Annotated in this window: 19 protein-coding genes; 4 read left to right on the top strand and 15 right to left on the bottom strand. The window is 42.8% G+C overall.

Translation table 11 applies throughout. The features are described from left to right. Positions 1-65: 65 nt before the first annotated feature. The 9 genes from fnr to ccoN all read right to left on the bottom strand — a co-directional run bounded on the left by fnr (position 66) and on the right by ccoN (position 8,088). Positions 66-803, bottom strand: a complete 738-nt coding sequence (gene fnr / locus ACX5KA_RS06825; RefSeq protein WP_342313411.1) for a fumarate/nitrate reduction transcriptional regulator Fnr — start codon at positions 801-803, stop codon at positions 66-68. A 45-nt stretch (positions 804-848) separates the two neighbouring features. Further along, the gene (locus ACX5KA_RS06820; RefSeq protein ID WP_458730735.1) at positions 849-1,508 is read right to left on the bottom strand and encodes a sulfite exporter TauE/SafE family protein; all 660 of its coding nucleotides are present in this window, start codon (positions 1,506-1,508) and stop codon (positions 849-851) included. Then, positions 1,495-1,725, bottom strand: a complete 231-nt coding sequence (gene ccoS / locus ACX5KA_RS06815) for a cbb3-type cytochrome oxidase assembly protein CcoS (protein ID WP_014949594.1) — start codon at positions 1,723-1,725, stop codon at positions 1,495-1,497. Before ccoS ends, ACX5KA_RS06820 begins: the two co-directional genes overlap by 14 nt. Position 1,726: 1 nt before the next feature. Continuing rightward, positions 1,727-4,192: a heavy metal translocating P-type ATPase gene (locus ACX5KA_RS06810; RefSeq protein WP_458730734.1), complete on the bottom strand. Its 2,466-nt coding sequence runs from the start codon at positions 4,190-4,192 to the stop codon at positions 1,727-1,729. After that, positions 4,192-4,671 (bottom strand): FixH family protein, encoded by a 480-nt coding sequence (locus tag ACX5KA_RS06805; protein ID WP_039227668.1) that lies wholly within the window; start codon positions 4,669-4,671, stop codon positions 4,192-4,194. Before ACX5KA_RS06805 ends, ACX5KA_RS06810 begins: the two co-directional genes overlap by 1 nt. 229 nt (positions 4,672-4,900) lie before the next feature. Beyond that, positions 4,901-5,854 (bottom strand): cytochrome-c oxidase, cbb3-type subunit III, encoded by a 954-nt coding sequence (gene ccoP, locus ACX5KA_RS06800; RefSeq protein WP_014949592.1) that lies wholly within the window; start codon positions 5,852-5,854, stop codon positions 4,901-4,903. Positions 5,855-5,870: 16 nt separating this feature from the next. Further along, positions 5,871-6,032: a cbb3-type cytochrome oxidase subunit 3 gene (locus ACX5KA_RS06795; RefSeq protein WP_014949591.1), complete on the bottom strand. Its 162-nt coding sequence runs from the start codon at positions 6,030-6,032 to the stop codon at positions 5,871-5,873. Position 6,033: 1 nt separating this feature from the next. Next, entirely contained in the window at positions 6,034-6,639 is a 606-nt protein-coding gene (gene ccoO / locus ACX5KA_RS06790) for a cytochrome-c oxidase, cbb3-type subunit II (RefSeq protein ID WP_014949590.1), read from the bottom strand. A 15-nt stretch (positions 6,640-6,654) separates the two neighbouring features. Then, positions 6,655-8,088 (bottom strand): cytochrome-c oxidase, cbb3-type subunit I, encoded by a 1,434-nt coding sequence (ccoN, locus tag ACX5KA_RS06785; RefSeq protein WP_014949589.1) that lies wholly within the window; start codon positions 8,086-8,088, stop codon positions 6,655-6,657. Positions 8,089-8,317: 229 nt separating this feature from the next. Here ccoN and ACX5KA_RS06780 point away from each other — a divergent pair, with 229 nt between their 5' ends. Continuing rightward, the gene (locus ACX5KA_RS06780) at positions 8,318-8,797 is read left to right on the top strand and encodes a hypothetical protein (protein WP_458730733.1); all 480 of its coding nucleotides are present in this window, start codon (positions 8,318-8,320) and stop codon (positions 8,795-8,797) included. Between the two features lie 125 nt (positions 8,798-8,922). On the opposite strand, the gene bfr (ACX5KA_RS06775) is transcribed toward ACX5KA_RS06780, so the two are convergent. The 3 genes from bfr (ACX5KA_RS06775) to ACX5KA_RS06765 form a co-directional block, all read right to left on the bottom strand. Beyond that, positions 8,923-9,390 (bottom strand): bacterioferritin, encoded by a 468-nt coding sequence (gene bfr / locus ACX5KA_RS06775; protein WP_014979359.1) that lies wholly within the window; start codon positions 9,388-9,390, stop codon positions 8,923-8,925. Continuing rightward, entirely contained in the window at positions 9,390-9,866 is a 477-nt protein-coding gene (gene bfr / locus ACX5KA_RS06770; protein WP_014949586.1) for a bacterioferritin, read from the bottom strand. Before bfr (ACX5KA_RS06770) ends, bfr (ACX5KA_RS06775) begins: the two co-directional genes overlap by 1 nt. Positions 9,867-9,968: 102 nt before the next feature. After that, on the bottom strand, positions 9,969-11,573 hold the full coding sequence (locus tag ACX5KA_RS06765; protein ID WP_458730732.1) for a cation:proton antiporter domain-containing protein: 1,605 nt from the start codon (positions 11,571-11,573) through the stop codon (positions 9,969-9,971). Positions 11,574-11,912: 339 nt separating this feature from the next. Here ACX5KA_RS06765 and ACX5KA_RS06760 point away from each other — a divergent pair, with 339 nt between their 5' ends. Then, positions 11,913-13,544 (top strand): FMN-binding glutamate synthase family protein, encoded by a 1,632-nt coding sequence (locus ACX5KA_RS06760; RefSeq protein ID WP_458730731.1) that lies wholly within the window; start codon positions 11,913-11,915, stop codon positions 13,542-13,544. Between the two features lie 78 nt (positions 13,545-13,622). On the opposite strand, the gene ACX5KA_RS06755 is transcribed toward ACX5KA_RS06760, so the two are convergent. Next, complete coding sequence (locus ACX5KA_RS06755) at positions 13,623-14,099, bottom strand: c-type cytochrome (protein WP_014949583.1); 477 nt, start codon at positions 14,097-14,099, stop codon at positions 13,623-13,625. 203 nt (positions 14,100-14,302) lie between these two features. On the opposite strand from ACX5KA_RS06755, the gene ACX5KA_RS06750 reads away from it, so the two are divergent. Continuing rightward, positions 14,303-14,725: a universal stress protein gene (locus ACX5KA_RS06750; protein WP_014949582.1), complete on the top strand. Its 423-nt coding sequence runs from the start codon at positions 14,303-14,305 to the stop codon at positions 14,723-14,725. Positions 14,726-14,850: 125 nt separating this feature from the next. Continuing rightward, the gene (locus tag ACX5KA_RS06745; RefSeq protein WP_014976618.1) at positions 14,851-15,207 is read left to right on the top strand and encodes a diacylglycerol kinase; all 357 of its coding nucleotides are present in this window, start codon (positions 14,851-14,853) and stop codon (positions 15,205-15,207) included. A 38-nt stretch (positions 15,208-15,245) separates the two neighbouring features. On the opposite strand, the gene ACX5KA_RS06740 is transcribed toward ACX5KA_RS06745, so the two are convergent. Continuing rightward, positions 15,246-15,596 carry a hypothetical protein gene (locus ACX5KA_RS06740; RefSeq protein ID WP_014949580.1) on the bottom strand — a complete coding sequence of 117 codons (351 nt, stop codon included), beginning with the start codon at positions 15,594-15,596 and terminating at the stop codon, positions 15,246-15,248. A 204-nt stretch (positions 15,597-15,800) separates the two neighbouring features. Next, complete coding sequence (locus tag ACX5KA_RS06735; RefSeq protein ID WP_458730730.1) at positions 15,801-16,997, bottom strand: tyrosine-type recombinase/integrase; 1,197 nt, start codon at positions 16,995-16,997, stop codon at positions 15,801-15,803. Between the last annotated feature and the right edge of the window lie 787 nt (positions 16,998-17,784).

Genomic DNA, 17,784 nt, shown 5'->3' with positions numbered 1-17,784 from the left:
TGCCGCTCACCTTAAGTGAACGGCATTAGCGCTTAGTGCGCGCCTTATTTAACACTTAAAAAGGACTAACCGCAGACAGCGCTTGGGCCGTTAAGCGCCGCTAGTTTGGTGTTTAATCTATCGAAATCCAAAATAGTAATAAGCTTGCCGTCTACTTTTATGATGTTGTCTTTTTGAAAACGGCTTAACAGACGACTAATCGTTTCAATCGTTAATCCTAAATAGTTTCCAATTTCGTTGCGCGTCATGGTTAAGTGGAATTCTCTATGGGAAAAGCCACGCTCTTCAAAGCGCTGAGAAAGATGTGATATAAAATACAATAAACGCTCTTCCGCGGTTCGCTTGTTTAAAAGCATTATCATGTCGTGATCTTGTTTTATTTCAGCGCTCATGAAGCTCATGATCTGGTGGCGCAGCTTTGGAAATTGCACTGACATTTCGTCGAGGGTCTCGTAGGGAAGCTCACACACCATGGCAGTTTCTAACGCAGCGGTATAGCTTTGGTGTTTGTTCTCTCTTAATGCATCGAAACCGATAATGTCACCAGGAAAGTGGAAGCCGGTAATCTGTTCTTCACCTTCGGTATTAGTCACAAATGATTTGAATGAACCGGTTCTCACTGCAAATAGAGAACGGAATTTATCACCAGTTTGAATCAGCGTGTCGCCTTTATGAAGCGGCTTCTTGCGTTCAATAATATCGTCAAGAGATTCGATTTCTGTTTTGTTTAACGCCACCGGTAAACACAGGTGACTGAAACTACAGTTTTGACAGTGAATAGAAAATTGGCTTCCTTTGCTCATAATGCACGCTCTCTAAAAGAATACCCGACAATAATACACCCATTTTTAAAAGATTGCGCCATGAATAAGATAAGCGGCATATATGGCCATTATTATGGCAATAATTTGTCTAAAATAGGTGTGCTGAAAACTTCGAATAAGATACTGACTACCAGCACTAGCGGCGAGTAAGGTGGGCAGAGTACCTAAACCAAAGAAAAACATAAGAGCTGCGCCTTCAACTGCAGTTCCTGCCGCTAACGACCATGTTAGTGTTGAATACACTAAACCGCAAGGAAGCCAACCCCAAATAAAACCATAAGGCAACGCACTTAAAGGGGTCTTAAATGGCAAAAAACGTTTTGATAAAGGTTGTAGTTTGGAAAATAGGCCTTTACCCGCATTTTCCAGCACCGTTAATCCTGTCCACCATTTGCCCAAATAACAGGCCAGTAGAAATAACATAATGCCGCTAAGTAAAGACAGCGCATAGTTGGCAAGCGGTATGTAGTCTGCGGTGATTTTACCAAGAGCCCCGGTTATTGCTCCGGCGATGGTGTAGCTCACTATACGTCCCATGTTATAGGCAAGGGTATAGGGTAGTGCTGAAGCGCCTTTAGGCGATACCATCCTTAGCGCAGCGACAATTCCACCGCACATTCCCACACAGTGAACTCCGCCGGCTAAGCCGATAAGAAAGGCAGAGAAGTAGTTAATCCCTTCCATGTGGCGCTTGGCTTTTGTCTACTTTACTGTCTTGAAGTTGCTTGCGTTGCTCAGCTAGCTTTTTTTCTTCTGGCGGAAGATCATCGTCAAACAGTATGCTATAACCTTGGCGATCTAAATCTTCAAATTGATTGGTTTTCACCGCCCAAAAGAATATCACGATAGCGACGGCAACAATGATGATGGCGATTGGAATTAATACGTAAATAATACTCATGCTATTTGCTCAAAAGTCGCGTTGAGTTTGTGACCACAATGATACTGCTTAACGACATACCAACAACAGCCATCCACGGTGAAAGTAGGCCTGATACGGCGAAAGGTAAGATCAAAACGTTGTAACCTACCGACCAGCCAATATTTTGCCTTATTTTTTGCTTCACTTGGTGCGCAGTTCGAATAAGTTCTGGTACAGAAAGCAGCTGATCGCCAAGCAGTATCACGTCGGCGGCTGTTTTAGCCACGTCAGTGGCATTACCCACTGCAATTGCCACATCAGCGCTGGCAAGAACTGGAGCGTCGTTAATACCATCACCCATCATCATCACTTTCGCGCCAGATTGCTGCATAGCTTGAACGGCTTCGTACTTTTGCTCAGGTGTTAGGCCACCTTTAGCGGTCGAAATTGGCAATGGTGCGGTAAGCGCATTAACGTTTTGCTGTGTATCACCACTTAAAACGGCGAGGGTATGGCTTGCAGCTAATATATCGAGAGTTTCTTGCGTATCTTCTCTTAGTGAATCCTTTACTTCATACGCCGCCATAATACGCCCCTTAACCGTGAGAAACACGTTAGCTGAAGGGAACGCTTCAATGAGTTTTAGCTGAGATTCGTGAACGCTGAATGCTGCAGAACCCATAGAAAACAAGGTGTCATTGATCTCACCGCTGATACCACCTCCTGGCGTAACGGTAAAATTAGTCACTTTGTGTACCGTGTTATCGATAGCGTCAGCACTGCCGCTAGAGGCAGTATTCTTTCTAGCTCTATCATCACTAAAGGGGACACCCTCGCTAAAAGCTTTGGCAATTGGATGTTCAGAGCGTGATTCCAAAGCGCGGGCGATGGAAAACGCACTATTACTATCCACACCGTCAGCGTACCAGGCATTTGAAATAGTAAATTTGCCTTTTGTGAGCGTGCCGGTTTTGTCTAATGCGATAGTGTCAATGTCAGTAATTTGTTCTAGCGCATCGGCCCGTTTTAGTAAAATACCTTGTCGGTTTAACTTTGCCATAGCACAGGTTAACGCTGATGGCGTGGCCAACCCTAGTGCGCAAGGGCAGGTTGCAACCAGCACCGATATGGTGATCCAAAATGCCTCGTCGCTACCCTGATACGCCCAAAAGCCGTAGGTTAACGCCGAAATCAGCAATACCGCGGTAACGAAATAGCGAGAAAAATTATCGGCTATCTGCGCTGCTTTAGGCTTACTCGCCATCGCACTTGCTTGTAGTCGTACAATTTGATTTACCAGCGCATTTTTAAGGGTCTGCGTAACCGTAATGGTTAGCGTACCATCTTGACAAACCGTGCCGCCGTAAACCGGGCTACTGATGGATTTACGCACGGGATTAAACTCGCCGGTAAGCATAGATTCGTCAACCGCTGCGTTGCCGTCGGTTACCACCCCATCAATGGGGACTGTTTCACCAGGCTTCACTAGCACTACGTCGTCAATTTTTAGCTGCTTAGCCAGACACTCGGTTAGGTTGCCATCCGGGTTTAGTTTGGTCGCTGAAACGGGCACATACTGCATCATATTGGCAGAGATTTGTGCGGCGCGATGACGGCTGCGATGTTCTAAGAACCGGCTAAGTAACAGCAGAAAAATAAACATACAAATGGATTCGAAATACACTTCACCTTGCTCTAATACTGTAGAACGAATTCCAGCAATGTAAGTACCGAATATTGCGAGCGTAACGGGTACGTCCATATTAACCGTTTTGGCGCTTAGCGCTTTAGCGGCGCCCACATAAAAGGTGCTGCCTGAATACAGCACCACAGGTGTAGTGAGTGTAAGGGCAACCCAGTAAAAATACTGTCGGGTTTCTAATTCAATAGCGCCAAACCAGTCAAAATACAGCCCTGTCATCAGCATCATTACCTGCATGGTCATAATGCCTGCAAGGCCAAGCTTTTTCAGAAAGGTCTTTTGTTCGCGTTTATAACTGGCTTCGTGTTCATCGGGGTGAAATGGCGACCCAACATAACCAATGCGTTTAAGCGTAGATAGAATTTGGCTAAGCTTAATTTGAAACGGTGACCAAGTGACTAAAGCGCGGCGCTCTTGAACGTTCACAGCGACTTGCTTTATCCCTTCAACTTTCGACAGTTGCTTTTCAATAAGCCAGCCACAGGCAGCGCATGTAATGCCCTCAAGGGTTAGCTGAATTTGCTTATCTTGCCCTTCTTCAAACACGAACTCTTCTTGAAGAGAAGGGTCGTCATAGACTTTTAGCTTATCTAACGTTTCTAAAATACCGTCGTCAGATTTTTGCGCCGGTTCGGTTCTAAACTGGTAATAGTCTTCTAAACCATTATTAACAATAGCTTCTGCAACGGCTAAGCAGCCAGGGCAACACATGTCGCGTTGTTGCCCTAAAATGACAGTAGTAAATTTCCCATCGTCTGGACTCGCTATAGGCAAGCCGCAATGGTAACAGTCGTGCTTTGTCATTATGGATTGAATTTCATTTTGCCAGTGTGGGGCAGATAGACCGTGTTTTGAATTTTCCAGCTATCATCAATCGGCGTCAGCGATATGCGCCATTTACCGTCAAGGTTTTCTTCAATAAAGCCGCGATAAATACCGTTAGCGTCGCGACTCAATAAAACGCTAACATCGCGCTCTTCTAGCGTTACGTGATAGAAACTTAATTTAACCGCGTTACCTTCTTGAGGAATCCCCGAATGAAATTGCAGCGCTATGCTTCCATCTTCAATGGTTAAATCAGTGGTGATATTCATGCGGCGGGCTATGGCTTCTTTGTCCAGACGGGCATTGATTGCTTTTCCTTCCTTGTAGTAATCGTCTACCACCAGGCTATCTTCGGTGCTAATAGCAAGGTTTAACAACACGCCACCCATGATGAGTGTAATGATAGGTACGGCAATTAAAAACCAGGGCCAGAACTCTTTATACCAGGGTCTATTCATCGAAATCTTTCTCGTATTTACTTCACTAGCAAGGTCGCTAACAACATATCTATTATTACTCGTGAACAAATGTATTCGAATTGCATAATAACAATAAATATGGTGTAGGTAATTTGCATCGACAGCGCTATAAATTTGTACCAAATGACACTGTCTATATGGCTGTATTTTCTCATAAAAAAAGCCCCGTAGTAACGAGGCTTTTTAAGATATTTAATGATTTAAATCATTAATCATTTGAAAGGCTGTATACATACGCTGCAACAACGTGAATTTTGTCATCACCCAAGGTTTTCTTGAATGAAGGCATTACACCGTTACGACCGTAAGTAAGCGTTTCTGTTACTGCTCTGTGGCTGCCGCCGTAAAGCCAGATGTTGTCGGTAAGGTTTGGTGCACCAAGTGCTTGGTTACCTTTACCGTCCATACCGTGACAAGCCGCACACGCTGCGAAACGTGCTTTACCCGCTTCTGCAAGCTGAGGGTCTACATCGCGACCGCTTAAACTAAGTACGTAGTTAACCACTTCTTCGATACCGTCTTCACCCATGGCATCTAGCCATGCTGGCATAGCTGCTTTACGACCAAGCGTAAGAGTTTCAACGATTTTCGCACCTGAACCACCGTACAACCAGTCGTTGTCCGTTAGGTTAGGGAAGCCGCCATTTTGACCACGTGCATCAGAACCGTGACACTGAGAGCAATTTTGTAGGAACAAACGCTGACCTACTTTGTTTGCTTCTGGGTCTTTAGCCAGTTCTTCAACAGGAACTTGTGCATACGCTTCGAAGATCGGGTCGAACTTCTCAGCAGCAAAATCTAGTTCACGGTCATATTCTACTAGGTAGCCTTGCTCTTTAGCGTCAATACGCGCCTGAGCTGACTCTTCTAGCGATTGAATATTTTGGTTAGAGCTCTTCCAACCCAAAATACCTTCATACGCACCTAGGCCAGGATAAAGCGCTAGGTATAAAAAGCCCCAAACGATGGTCATGTAGAACATAATTGTCCACCAGCGAGGAAGTTGGTTGTTCAACTCCTCAATACCATCAAATTCGTGGCCCATTGACTCACCTTCAGCTACGCCAGTCTTGTTAGAAAGACACCAGCGAAGAAGGAAGTAGCAACCAATGATTAACCCAAGGGTTATCACTGAAATCCAAATTGTCCAAAACATACTCATGAGTTCGAGACTCCTGCTAATCTTCTTTTGATTTTTCTTTTTCTTCGTCTGCAAACACTAGGTTTGCAGCTTCATCGAATTTTTTCTTGTTGCGGCTGCTGAACGCCCACCATACAACACCGATGAAGCTTACAAAGACGATGACAGTAAAAATGCTGCCTACAATTCCCTGGTCCATATTATTTCAAATGTGTGCCAAGAGATTGTAGATAAGCAATAAGGGCCTGCATTTCCGTTTTGCCCTGTACTGCCGCTTTCGCACCCGCGATATCTTCGTCGGTATACGGAACGCCAAATCCACGGAATACTTCCATTTTTTCAGCTGTTAACTCGCCATTAAGCGTGTTTTCCGCAAGCCAAGGGAAACCTGGCATATTCGACTCTGGTACCACGTTACGAGGATTAAGCAGGTGAACTCGGTGCCATTCGTCGCTGTAACGACCACCAACACGTGCTAGGTCAGGACCAGTACGCTTAGAGCCCCAAAGGAAAGGGTGCTCCCATACTGATTCGCCAGCAACGCTATAGTGACCATAACGCTCTGTTTCAGCGCGGAATGGACGGATCATCTGGCTGTGACAACCTACACAACCTTCACGGATGTAGATATCACGGCCTTCAAGCTCAAGCGCGGTATACGGACGTAGACCTGTTACCGGTTCCATGGTTTGCTGTTGAAACATCAACGGCGTAATTTGAACCATGGCACCGAAGCTGATAGCGATAAGGATTAATACCGTTAACAGACCGACGTTCTTTTCAATTAACTCATGTGCGTTTTTCATTATTCGTCTCCTTTACTACGCTGGCTGAGTCGCTGGGTCTGCAGCGATACTGCCTTTAGGTGCACGAACGGTTTTCCATGTGTTGTATGCCATTACAAGCATACCTGCTACCACGAAACAACCACCAATGAAACGAACCACATAGAAAGGCTTAGATGCTTCTAATGACTCAACAAAGCTATAGGTTAACGTACCGTCAGCGTTTACTGCGCGCCACATTAGACCCTGTAGTACACCAGACATCCACATTGCTACGATGTATAGAACAACACCGATAGTTGCGAACCAGAAGTGTACGTTAACTAGCTTGGTGCTATACATAGCGCGCTGACCGAATAGCACTGGAATTAAGTGGTATATTGAACCAATTGAAACCATTGCAACCCAACCTAGAGCACCAGAGTGTACGTGACCAATTGTCCAGTCAGTGTAGTGAGACAGTGCATTAACGGTCTTGATTGCCATCATTGGGCCTTCGAAGGTAGACATACCGTAGAAAGACAATGAAACAATAAGGAAACGCAATACTGGGTCGGTGCGAAGTTTATGCCACGCGCCAGATAGCGTCATAATACCGTTAATCATACCACCCCAAGATGGAACGAATAGGATAATAGACATCACCATACCTAGTGACTGAGTCCAGTCTGGTAGGGCAGTGTAGTGAAGGTGGTGAGGACCAGCCCAGATATACAGAGAGATAAGTGCCCAGAAGTGAACAATTGAAAGTCTGTATGAATAAACCGGGCGACCAGCTTGCTTAGGTACGAAGTAGTACATCATACCAAGGAAGCCCGCAGTTAGGAAAAAGCCTACCGCGTTATGGCCGTACCACCACTGCATCATAGCGTCTACAGCGCCTGCATACAGTGAATACGATTTAGTGAAAGATACCGGAATAGCCATGCTGTTACCAATATGAAGAATTGCAACAGTTAACATGAACGCGCCTAAGAACCAGTTTGCAACATAAATGTGCGAAACTTTACGGATTACTAGGGTTCCGAAGAAGTTAATGATATAAGCGACCCAAACCAGTGCCAAAAGGATATCAATTGGCCATTCTAGTTCAGCGTATTCTTTTGAGCTTGTTAAACCCATAGGCAGGGTGATAACAGCTAAAACGATTACGGCTTGCCAACCCCAAAAGGTAAATGCGGCAAGTTTGTCACTGAACAGTCTTACCTGGCAGGTACGCTGAACGATGTAGTACGACGTTGCAAATAGCGCACAGCCGCCGAAGGCAAAAATAACGGCATTAGTGTGCAACGGACGCAAACGTGAGAATGTTAGCCATGGTGTGTCAAAGTTAAGCATAGGTGCAAATAATTGCGCGGCAATAAATACCCCTAGGCCCATACCAATGATACCCCAGACTATGGTCATGATGGTAAATTGCCTAACTACTTTATAATTGTAGTCAGGTTGTGCTTGGCTTATTTCACTCATTTTAATGAATCTTCCACTTCAAATGAACTATGGTCTCCAACTGCCGGAATAGTACGGTCGAGACGTGTATCAGCTAAGGAATAACGCTTCACACCGAGCTCGGAAAGAGTAATAATTATTGTCTCCGAGCCAGTTGGTACGCGGATGATAAGGTTTTTAATTACAAAAAGATACCATAAACTACCTAAGCTTGATCTCCGTCAATGAAGAAATACACAAAATTTAAGAAATGCTAAATAACGATAACAATAAACGATCAAAAATTTTACATTCCCAGCTTCCATTAGTGGCTATTATTGTTGTAGCCGTGTGTGTATACCTTGCACATAAATTCCAGTCATCGGCGCTAAAAGACACGAGCGTTGTTAATGGAATAGGAAATAGCTGCAACTTTGTCAATGAAACTTGCGAATTCTTAATTGATGACAAGCTTGCGATAGCATCCTTTTCAACCATGCCAGAACCCGAAGAATCGGTTACAATTAAACTGATAATTCCCGAAGGGAAGAATATTGAGAGCGCGTGGATTGAAGGCGTAAATATGTATATGGGCAAAATTCCCGTGCTGTTAGATACTGACGGTGAAGGAAAGTGGTCAGGCTGGTTTATGTTGGGTAGTTGTAGTGAACCCGTAATGAAGTGGCAGCTACGTCTAAATATTAAAGATAAAGGAAGCCCCAGCTATTTGTATTTTGTTACACAGCAGTAACTGTTTTCAAAGGCAATAAGACTCTCCCTACAGAAGGGGGAGTAAACAAGCAAAAAAGGCCGCTCTTTATTTAAAGAGCGGCCTTTTTATTAATTACCTGTAAATTGTAGCGTGAACGCTATTTTTTACATTTGCGACTGCAAATAGTTTTGAAGCCCTAAACGCTTAATAAGACCAAGCTGCTGCTCTAGCCAGTGTGCGTGATCCATCTCTGTATCGTCTAGTAGTACAATTAGCATGTCACGAGTAACATAGTCTTTCTCGGTTTCACAAAGCGCAATAACTTCACGTAACTTTGCATCAACTTCATATTCAACACGTAAATCGCTTTCTAGCATTTCAGGTACATCTTTACCCACTTTGAAGCCTGTGCGCTTCGTCATGTCAGGTGTACCTTCTAAAAACAGCATGCGTTCAATTAGCTTAGTTGCATGTCCACGCTCGTCATCAAATTCATGATCGATGCGTTCGTAAAGCTTATTCAAACCCCAATCAAGATACATCTGAGAGTGAATGAAATACTGATCCATGGCGGCTAACTCATAAGAGAGTAGTTCGTTTAAGCCATTGATGATTGCTTGGTTACCTTTCATTAGTCATCTCCCATTACTTGCGCTTGTAGGTAGTTCTCTATACCCATAGCATCAATTTGGTATTCTTGCGTTTCAATCCAGTCTAGGTGCTCTTCTTCATATTCAAGAAGGTCTTCAAGCAAATCACGAGAAACATAATCCTGCTTTTCTTCACACAACGCGATAGCTTCACGAAGTAGTGGAAGCTGTTCCTTTTGAAAACGCGCATCACATGACAGCATTTCAACGGTATCTTCACCGATATAAAGCTTGCCTAACGCTTGAAGATTAGGAAGGCCTTCAAGAAACAGAATGCGTTCGATAAGATCGTCCGCTTGCTTCATGTCCTTGATCGATTTTTTATAATTCTTTTCGTTAAGTTCAGAAAAACCCCAGTTTTTGAACATACGAGCGTGCAGAAAGTATTGATTTATCGAAGTAAGTTCACTTGTCAGCACTTCGTTCAATTTTGCAACAACTTGTTTATCACCTTGCATTGTGAAAACCCTATTAACGTATTTGCGTGAAGTTTAGTCTAGATTTGAGGCTGTGTCAAAAAAAGTCTATGTAAAACAGTTGTTTACAAACGATAACGTTTCTCAATTCATCCATTGTTCGCATTTAGAACAGCAGTACTGTTGTTCATGGGCGTAGGCTAAGCTTTCTTCAGCAAAACCAAGTCCTGCTTCAGTAAAGAAGTTGAATACTTTGTCGACGCCATTGTCTAGCAAACTGGACACTTCATCTTCATAGCGAGCTATGGCAGCGACTTTTCCGGTATAACCAGCGTTCTTTAACTGGCGAGTGATATTAATCGAATCTTGGATAGATGGTAGAGCAAGCAAAACGAGCTGTATTTGCTTAATATCCAGGTTGTCCCATAAATCCACGTCTTCGCCATCGCCGCAAATAACATCGAGTCCTTCCTCAGCGAGTTCCTTAACTTTAACCCGATCAGCATCCATGCCCCACACGCTCACATCGCTCAACTTCGATAGCGCATTAAAAGCACCGCGACCAACACGCCCCATTCCCAACACTAAAAATTCTGCATTGTGGAGAGTAGGGTAAATATCTTCTTTTAAACGTTCCTTTTTCTCGAAGCGTTTAATGGCATGCTTATATTTGTGATAACGTGAATGTGAGTTCCGATAGAGCACGCTGGTAATAACAAACGAGATTGATACTGCGAGAGCAATGACTACTAACCATGAATTTGCCAATAATCCTAAAGAAACTGCAAGCGCCCCAACAATAAGCCCAAACTCACTGTAATTTGATAGCACCAGGCTGCTTAAATACGCAGTACGTCCTCTAAGACGAAGCGATGTAAACAAACCGAAAAACAGCGCAGCTTTTAACGGTATAAATATGCAGAAAACAATGGCGAGAACAACCATACTCAAACTGGGAAGCGCTGTTAGGCCTATGGTAAGGAAAAAGCCAATTAAAAATAAATCTTTGAAACTAAGTAGTGACTTGGCAAGTTCTGATGCCTTTTCGTGTTGCGCCAACATTATTCCAAAGATAAGTGCACCTAGGTCGCCTTTAATATTAACCAACTCAAATAAATGATAACCACCCAAAGCAAGAATGAAACCTGTAAGAGGTAACAATTCTCCGTGGCCTGATTTATTAATCATCTTGTTGATAATTGGCATTGCCGGGAATAATGCGAGAAGGGCAAGTGCCCATACCGACGGTAGCTTGCCTGTTGCAGCTACAAGAAAGATTACGGCAAAAACGTCTTGCATAACTAAAATGCCAATGGCCAGTCGACCGTGGCGTGTTTTGCTCTCGCCGCTTTCTTCCAATACTTTAACTACACAAACAGTGCTACTGAAGCTTAAAGCAAAAGCGATAAGAGCTGCACTCTTCCAGGTAAGTACATCAACAAAGTTTGCTGCAACAGCGCCTATTGCATAAACACAACATGTGATAACGCCCACCCATACTAATGTGTGTGAAACGCTTCCCGCCCAAACTTCTCGACGACTCAAATCGCGGATGTTGAGTTTCAGACCGATGGTGAAGAGCATAATGGTGATGCCCAAGTTGGCTATTTGGGTTAGATCTTCAGTGAGCGTGTAGCCTGCAAAATTTAATAAAAAGCCAGCTACCAAGTAGCCAACTAAAGGAGGAATGCCAATAAGTTTAACCGTTAAGCCGCAAACAAATGCGAAAAGAAGAAATGCATACTCCATGAATTACCTTTCAGAAAATGTTGAACGTCAAATCCGTTACCTTTTTATAGGTTACATCATCTATTAACCAGTGATAGCTACAAATCGCCCTGTCAACTCGCTAATTGAAAGGTTTTAGACTAGCATGCAATGGCTTGTTTTCGCAGCTAAAAAAGCATTGTAATTGCATATTTTGGTAACGCGTAACCCAATTAAGCTAAAAGCCGGCTCAGTATATTTAACCCCTAAATCAGTCATTTACCGCTAAAGTAAATCTAGTTCCCGATTTCAGGTGTATTGAACAGGGTTGTAGGCATATTATTTTGTTTAGATATGACAAAAAATAAAGAAGGACTTTGAATGCGTTTAACAATTCTAACTGTGCTAACCCTGCTGGTCGCTTTCAATGTGGTGATTGGCGTATTGTGGGCGCCCGTGTGGTGGCTTTTACTTTTATCAATCACATTACTTATTTTTGGTCTATATGATGCCTTCCAAACAAAGCATGCCATATTAAAGAACTTTCCATTAATTGGCAGAGTACGATGGACCGTCGAGGGACTAAGGCCCTACATCCAGCAATACATCATAGAAACCGATACTGGCGGAGCACCTATTTCCCGCATGTTTCGTTCGATTGTTTATCAACGTGCGAAAAACAGTAGAGAAACTGTTCCCTTCGGTACTCAGCTAGATACGTATAAAGATGGCTATGAGTGGATTGGCCATTCTCTATCTGCTCGCGAAGTGGAAGACATGGATGAAGATCCCCGAGTGACGGTAGGTGGCCCTCATTGCAAAAAGCCGTATCGTGCAAGCATACTTAACATAAGCGCAATGAGCTTTGGAAGCTTGTCAAAAAATGCCATTTTGGCGCTAAATAAAGGTGCTGCAAAAGGCGGGTTCTACCATAACACAGGTGAGGGTGGTTTAACCCCATATCACCTCGAAAACGGTGGCGATATCGTTTGGCAAATTGGTACGGGGTACTTTGGTTGTAGAAGTAAAGATGGCGGTTTTGATCCTATTCTTTTTGAAGAAAAAGCCAAACTCGACAATGTAAAAATGATAGAAATAAAGCTAAGCCAGGGCGCTAAGCCTGGACATGGTGGTATTTTACCTGCGTATAAAAATACCCCTGAAATAGCTAAAATAAGAGGTGTTGAGCCTGGGACTCAAGTTGATTCTCCCCCTAGACATAAAGCGTTTGCAACGCCTTTAGAAATGGTTGATTTTATTAGTCAGTTACGCAAATTAAGTGGCTATAAACCAGTGGGTATTAAGCTGGCGCTGGGTAGAAAAAGTGAGTTTATTGCCATGTGCAAAGCCATGGTAGAGAAGGACGTAACGCCAGATTTTATAACGGTAGACGGGGGCGAAGGAGGTACCGGCGCCGCACCGCTTGAGTACACAAACTCTATAGGATTTCCTCTGCGTGAAGCCTTGGCGTTTGTTGACGATTGTCTCACTGGTTTTGGTATTCGCGACAAAATTAAAATCATTGCTTCTGGAAAAATCATTACCGCTTTTCAGTTAGCGAAAAATCTAAGTTTAGGCGCCGATCTATGTAACAGTGCCAGAGGAATGATGTTGGCACTTGGATGTGTTCAGTCGCTGTCATGCAATACGAATAAATGTCCGACCGGTGTAGCAACGCAAGACCCCAAGCTTGCCAAGGGCTTAAACGTTGAAGACAAGTACGAGCGCGTGTACCGCTTTCACAAAAAAACTATTCATGCGCTGATGGATATCTTGTCTTCTACAGGACATGTGAGAACTAGCGAACTAAATCGTACCCATATATTTAGGCGAGTAGATCAGTGTAATATTGCGCGTTACGACGAAATTTTCCCGTTAGTTAAAACAGGAAGTTTCTTGACCGACGACGTTCCCGATAGATTTAAATTACACTTAAAAGAAGCAAATTCTGAAAGCTTTATGCCTTGTAGTTTATTGGCAGAAATAGAGAAAGAAACGAAAGCGGTATCTTAAAAAAACTAAGCCATGACTCCTAATCAAATACCGATTGTGGAGTCACGCTTAACGATTTTTAATGCCTAAAACTGCGAGTTAATCTTTAGATTGCTCGCTTGGAATACGCAGTTGATAGAGGCGGTAATCACTAGTCCTGTAGGGTGTTACTTTATATTTAGGCTGAAGATACGCCACTAAATCTATTAGTTCGGAAACGGTTAGCTCGTCGTTTACAACTCGCATTAATGACACACCGTCTTCGCTGGTGAAACTGGCAGGCTGTCGAGGAGTAAGTTTGTGTGATGGGTTAATAATACTTGTCACCAACTCTGCATAAGTTTTAATTCTTCCACTGCTGCCTCCCAACGGAATAGGCTTCGCGACTAGGTATTGCGCATTGTCGGACTCTTTTTCTCCTGCAATTCTGTGACAGTCTTGGCACTGATACTTTTTAAATACCAAATAGCCTTTTTCCATATTGCCTTCGGGCAAGCTAAAGCCGCGAGGTGACTGCGCGCCCTGGTCACAGGCGAAAAGGAGAAGCGTTGCTATAACAACTATTGCCGTTTTCATACTCATTTCCCTCTTTCTTTTACGGTAAAGGTGCGTAACGTTCGCTAGAACTATTGTGTATACACTGATTATGAATGAGGCTGCAGACTAATCATTGACCTAGCTCAAAGAATAATTATTTGTATAGCACTACTATTCAATGGAATTAGTTAACGGTATGGTAGAAAAGCACTGCTACCCAACAAAAATTGAGGACAACCACAATGCAAGGTTACGAGACAATTTTAGTACCTATAGATATTTATTCTGACTACGAATTAGTGGTGGAGAAAGCCATTGCAATAGCGGGCAATAGTCACAAAATTCACCTCCTGTATGTTGCTTATCCACAAACCAATGTAGAGCCTTACGGACTATTTCTAGAACGGGATTTTTCAGAGGAAGTAAGAGAGCAGGCATTAAGGCAATTAAAAGACGTTGCCGCAAAACATGATATACCTTACAGCCACATCAATGTAGAGATAGGTTCTCCTGCTGATGAGATTCACCATATGGCCGAAAAGATTAATGCAGATCTCATTGTTGTCGGCACCCATGGCCAGAGCGGTCTTCGTTTGCTACTTGGGTCAACGGCCAATGCAGTACTACATGGTGTTAAAACAGACGTGCTAGCTGTGAAAGTATAAATTAATGCGGCGATTAGCGTCGAAAATGCTTCAAATATCCATGATAAATACCTTCGCCGTCATGTAGATGTAACGAAGGTCAGTTACGTTTTGTAAGGCTGTAACTAATCTTAAAATTACTTATCATGATAACGAAACGGACAGGTATTTTACGCGTGCTCTATGCCACTTACTATTCACTTAAGGGGCTTCGAGCAGCCTTTTTAAGTGAAGCTGCGGTCAGACAAGAAATTTTCGCAATATTGATAATGACACCTGTAGCGTTTTTCATCGACGTTACGCATGTAGAACGTATATTGCTGGTGATATCTTTACTGATAGTGCTTATCACTGAGCTACTCAACACCGCTATTGAGAAACTCTGTGATCATGTCAGTACAGACATCCATTTATTAATAGGGCGTGCTAAAGATATCGGCTCGGCAGCAGTGTTCATTAGCCTAATGATGGCCGGCTTTACGTGGATTAGCATTCTTTGGTAGTGCAATTTGCGATTTATAGGCGGAAAGAAAGCCCTAACTTATAGGGCTTTGATTTTCTGGTCACAACATTCTGAAACTAAGGTTCTAATTGTGCTATCTAAGTTTTTAATGTGCGAATAATGCAATGAAGTTTCACCACCGTTATTGATATCTTTTATCGTAAAAACAACATCATCGCCTCGTGAAGTTACGCAGATTCTCACGTAATCATCAGATTGAGCTAATGGCACGTGGAGATATAACGGCTCATTGTTTGAGTTTAAATAATCTAGTGCTGCTTCTTGTGACTTGAATGGGTCTTGCTTCTCGGGTTGGACATTCCATGACGACGAGGGAACCACCATCTCCGCGAGTAATTTTCCATGCTTTGTATCAATACCGCTACTCATATATCACTCCTTTTACTTGAATGCTTGCCAACTTAGAAAACCTATTCATTAATATAGGTTTAGGGCAAATTTACCTTTTGATACGAGGGTAGGACAGTTTCAGATTGGTAAAAGAATGAAGAGAGTAGGTGAGTTAGATATTGTTACTGATATCGCTGGTTATGCGTAACCATGTATTGATTAAATTACTGTATTTTAGAAGGTTTATCTTTTCCGTTTTGCCGATAATTTTGCCATTCCACCACGCTTTACGTTAGCCTGTTTTGTATAATGCCCAGGCATTTCCGGTGATTGCCAACCTCCAGCCAGTTGAAGCTCGGGTAAAGATGCACCATCTTCGGCTAGAGACACTGCACCACCAACACGACCGCTATGAGGGGTAATGTTTTCGCTAATACCTGCGCGTTGAGCAATGCGTTGCCAAATCCTATAGACACTCGAATAGTTAAGTACATTTGCCTTATGGCTGGGAATGTTCTCATCGAATGGCAAAAGTGCTGTTTTATGGTTTGTTAGTCGTCTAAACAAAACGCCTTTGTGCAGGCCGCGTAAATCTGAAGAAAGGCGGGGTGCTTTAGTTTTTGGGTCAAGATTAGCTTCATTAATATACTCTTGAACCATAGATATAGTGCTGGAAGAAACATAGCGATATTGACCCTGACCAGACTGGTCGCTTTTCGAAGAAACAACCAACAGCGTGTTATTACGCGCAGATATATCCTCGATGCAAACTCGAACTAATTCATCAGCGCGAAGCAATGCATCAAACATCAGGTTAATGATTGCAAGGTCGCGGAGCTCTAATAAAGAATCAGGAATAATTGCATTGTTTATTTGTTCAAGCATATCTATGGTAAGCGGAACCGCTTGTTTGTGAGACAAGCGAAACTTTCTATTCTCTATAAGCGATAAACGGATAAAGTCTCTCAGATACGCAGATCTAATAATTGGGTTTGGCAATTTAGCCACGCCTAAAAATTTACTAAGGGCAGATAACCGACGCTTAATGGTTCTATAGGCTAGGGGAGAACGACACAACGCTTCAACATATTGTTTAATGCAGATCTCATTGTGTTCGAAGTTGTTCTTAAAGCCACTTAATCCAGCTTGCTTACAAAAAATTACGAACTCATTGTAGTCACTAACATATGCCCGTTGTGTGTTGTATGGAAGCTTGGTAAAAATATCTTGATAATAGCTTTCAACGTTTTTATCAGAAGATGAAAATTGAATTGTTGTTAGGTCGTCAGAACCTGACGAGTGCTGCTTACCATGAGAGTACTCGATACCAAAAGCTGGAACCGCCGCGCTACTTGAGTCTTGTGGCTGTGAGCTGCTATCACTGTTGCTGTTAACTAATTGAGTTGTGGGCAGGTATGAGCTGTTAGTTTTTGAGGGCATTGAGCAACCTGTTGAAGACATTAATGTGACTATTATGCTAGATTTAACAGAGCTTGATAAGCTATTGATATATAACAATATTCACGCATGATAATTATAGTTATCATGCGTGAAGCTACGCAGTAATCCATTGAACACTCAACAAACCGCTTTGCTATTATAATCTCAAGTACACTGCTACTCTACCATATTACTGTATATATAAACAGTTTAGGTGTTTCAATGCCGTCGATTGTTGGCCTATCTCGTAATTTTTCCAAACCATATCGCTAGAGAAGGCTTGTGACCTGCTGAGATAGTGCTTTTTTTGTGCAATTTAAATCGTGCGCTACGTGAAATCTGCAAGGCAACACCCCGAATGCGCGCTCAGATTTCACGTAGCGACGCCTTAAAAATAGGCTATAAAGTGATGAACAAGCACCCTAAAAGCTTATTTATTAAAGAAGTACTTCACATGATTTACTTCCAACATGTTTGCTGGTTAGTCGCACATTTTTTCAAAACCAAACGAGTTAAAAATAAACGTTACAAAAGTGGAATAGGCGATAACCTAGTAGTCATTACCTTTGCTTTTTATATGCTTTTCATAGAGCGCCTATCTAATGGCGAGTACGGTACGACGATAATAAAACGTCGATACGTACGTTACCGAATAAACGACGTCTACGCATATATGAATTCAATAAACATCGCGTCGATTATTTTAAATTCCACGTGCTATCCACGCCATCCAAATCTAAAACAACGAACGGTCTACATCAGGGTGAGAGCATGAATGCTTAATTTT

This window comes from Alteromonas alvinellae, assembly GCF_902705805.1.
The sequence above is the reverse complement of the archived record's forward strand: the minus strand, read 5'-3'. Positions and strand labels throughout refer to the sequence as shown.

What these genes read in the sequence shown, in the direction of transcription:
- ACX5KA_RS06765 (WP_458730732.1), bottom strand. Translation starts at nt 11,573, where the DNA reads ATGGAGTATGCATTTCTTCTTTTCGCATTTGTTTGCGGCTTAACGGTT.
- ACX5KA_RS06810 (WP_458730734.1), bottom strand. Translation starts at nt 4,192, where the DNA reads ATGACAAAGCACGACTGTTACCATTGCGGCTTGCCTATAGCGAGTCCA.
- ACX5KA_RS06735 (WP_458730730.1), bottom strand. Translation starts at nt 16,997, where the DNA reads ATGCCCTCAAAAACTAACAGCTCATACCTGCCCACAACTCAATTAGTT.
- ccoP (WP_014949592.1), bottom strand. Translation starts at nt 5,854, where the DNA reads ATGAGTATGTTTTGGACAATTTGGATTTCAGTGATAACCCTTGGGTTA.
- bfr (WP_014979359.1), bottom strand. Translation starts at nt 9,390, where the DNA reads ATGAAAGGTAACCAAGCAATCATCAATGGCTTAAACGAACTACTCTCT.
- ACX5KA_RS06750 (WP_014949582.1), top strand. Translation starts at nt 14,303, where the DNA reads ATGCAAGGTTACGAGACAATTTTAGTACCTATAGATATTTATTCTGAC.
- ccoS (WP_014949594.1), bottom strand. Translation starts at nt 1,725, where the DNA reads ATGAGTATTATTTACGTATTAATTCCAATCGCCATCATCATTGTTGCC.
- bfr (WP_014949586.1), bottom strand. Translation starts at nt 9,866, where the DNA reads ATGCAAGGTGATAAACAAGTTGTTGCAAAATTGAACGAAGTGCTGACA.
- ACX5KA_RS06795 (WP_014949591.1), bottom strand. Translation starts at nt 6,032, where the DNA reads ATGGACCAGGGAATTGTAGGCAGCATTTTTACTGTCATCGTCTTTGTA.
- ACX5KA_RS06740 (WP_014949580.1), bottom strand. Translation starts at nt 15,596, where the DNA reads ATGAGTAGCGGTATTGATACAAAGCATGGAAAATTACTCGCGGAGATG.
- ACX5KA_RS06780 (WP_458730733.1), top strand. Translation starts at nt 8,318, where the DNA reads ATGCTAAATAACGATAACAATAAACGATCAAAAATTTTACATTCCCAG.
- ACX5KA_RS06820 (WP_458730735.1), bottom strand. Translation starts at nt 1,508, where the DNA reads ATGGAAGGGATTAACTACTTCTCTGCCTTTCTTATCGGCTTAGCCGGC.
- fnr (WP_342313411.1), bottom strand. Translation starts at nt 803, where the DNA reads ATGAGCAAAGGAAGCCAATTTTCTATTCACTGTCAAAACTGTAGTTTC.
- ACX5KA_RS06805 (WP_039227668.1), bottom strand. Translation starts at nt 4,671, where the DNA reads ATGAATAGACCCTGGTATAAAGAGTTCTGGCCCTGGTTTTTAATTGCC.
- ccoN (WP_014949589.1), bottom strand. Translation starts at nt 8,088, where the DNA reads ATGAGTGAAATAAGCCAAGCACAACCTGACTACAATTATAAAGTAGTT.
- ACX5KA_RS06755 (WP_014949583.1), bottom strand. Translation starts at nt 14,099, where the DNA reads ATGAAAACGGCAATAGTTGTTATAGCAACGCTTCTCCTTTTCGCCTGT.
- ACX5KA_RS06745 (WP_014976618.1), top strand. Translation starts at nt 14,851, where the DNA reads ATGATAACGAAACGGACAGGTATTTTACGCGTGCTCTATGCCACTTAC.
- ccoO (WP_014949590.1), bottom strand. Translation starts at nt 6,639, where the DNA reads ATGAAAAACGCACATGAGTTAATTGAAAAGAACGTCGGTCTGTTAACG.
- ACX5KA_RS06760 (WP_458730731.1), top strand. Translation starts at nt 11,913, where the DNA reads ATGCGTTTAACAATTCTAACTGTGCTAACCCTGCTGGTCGCTTTCAAT.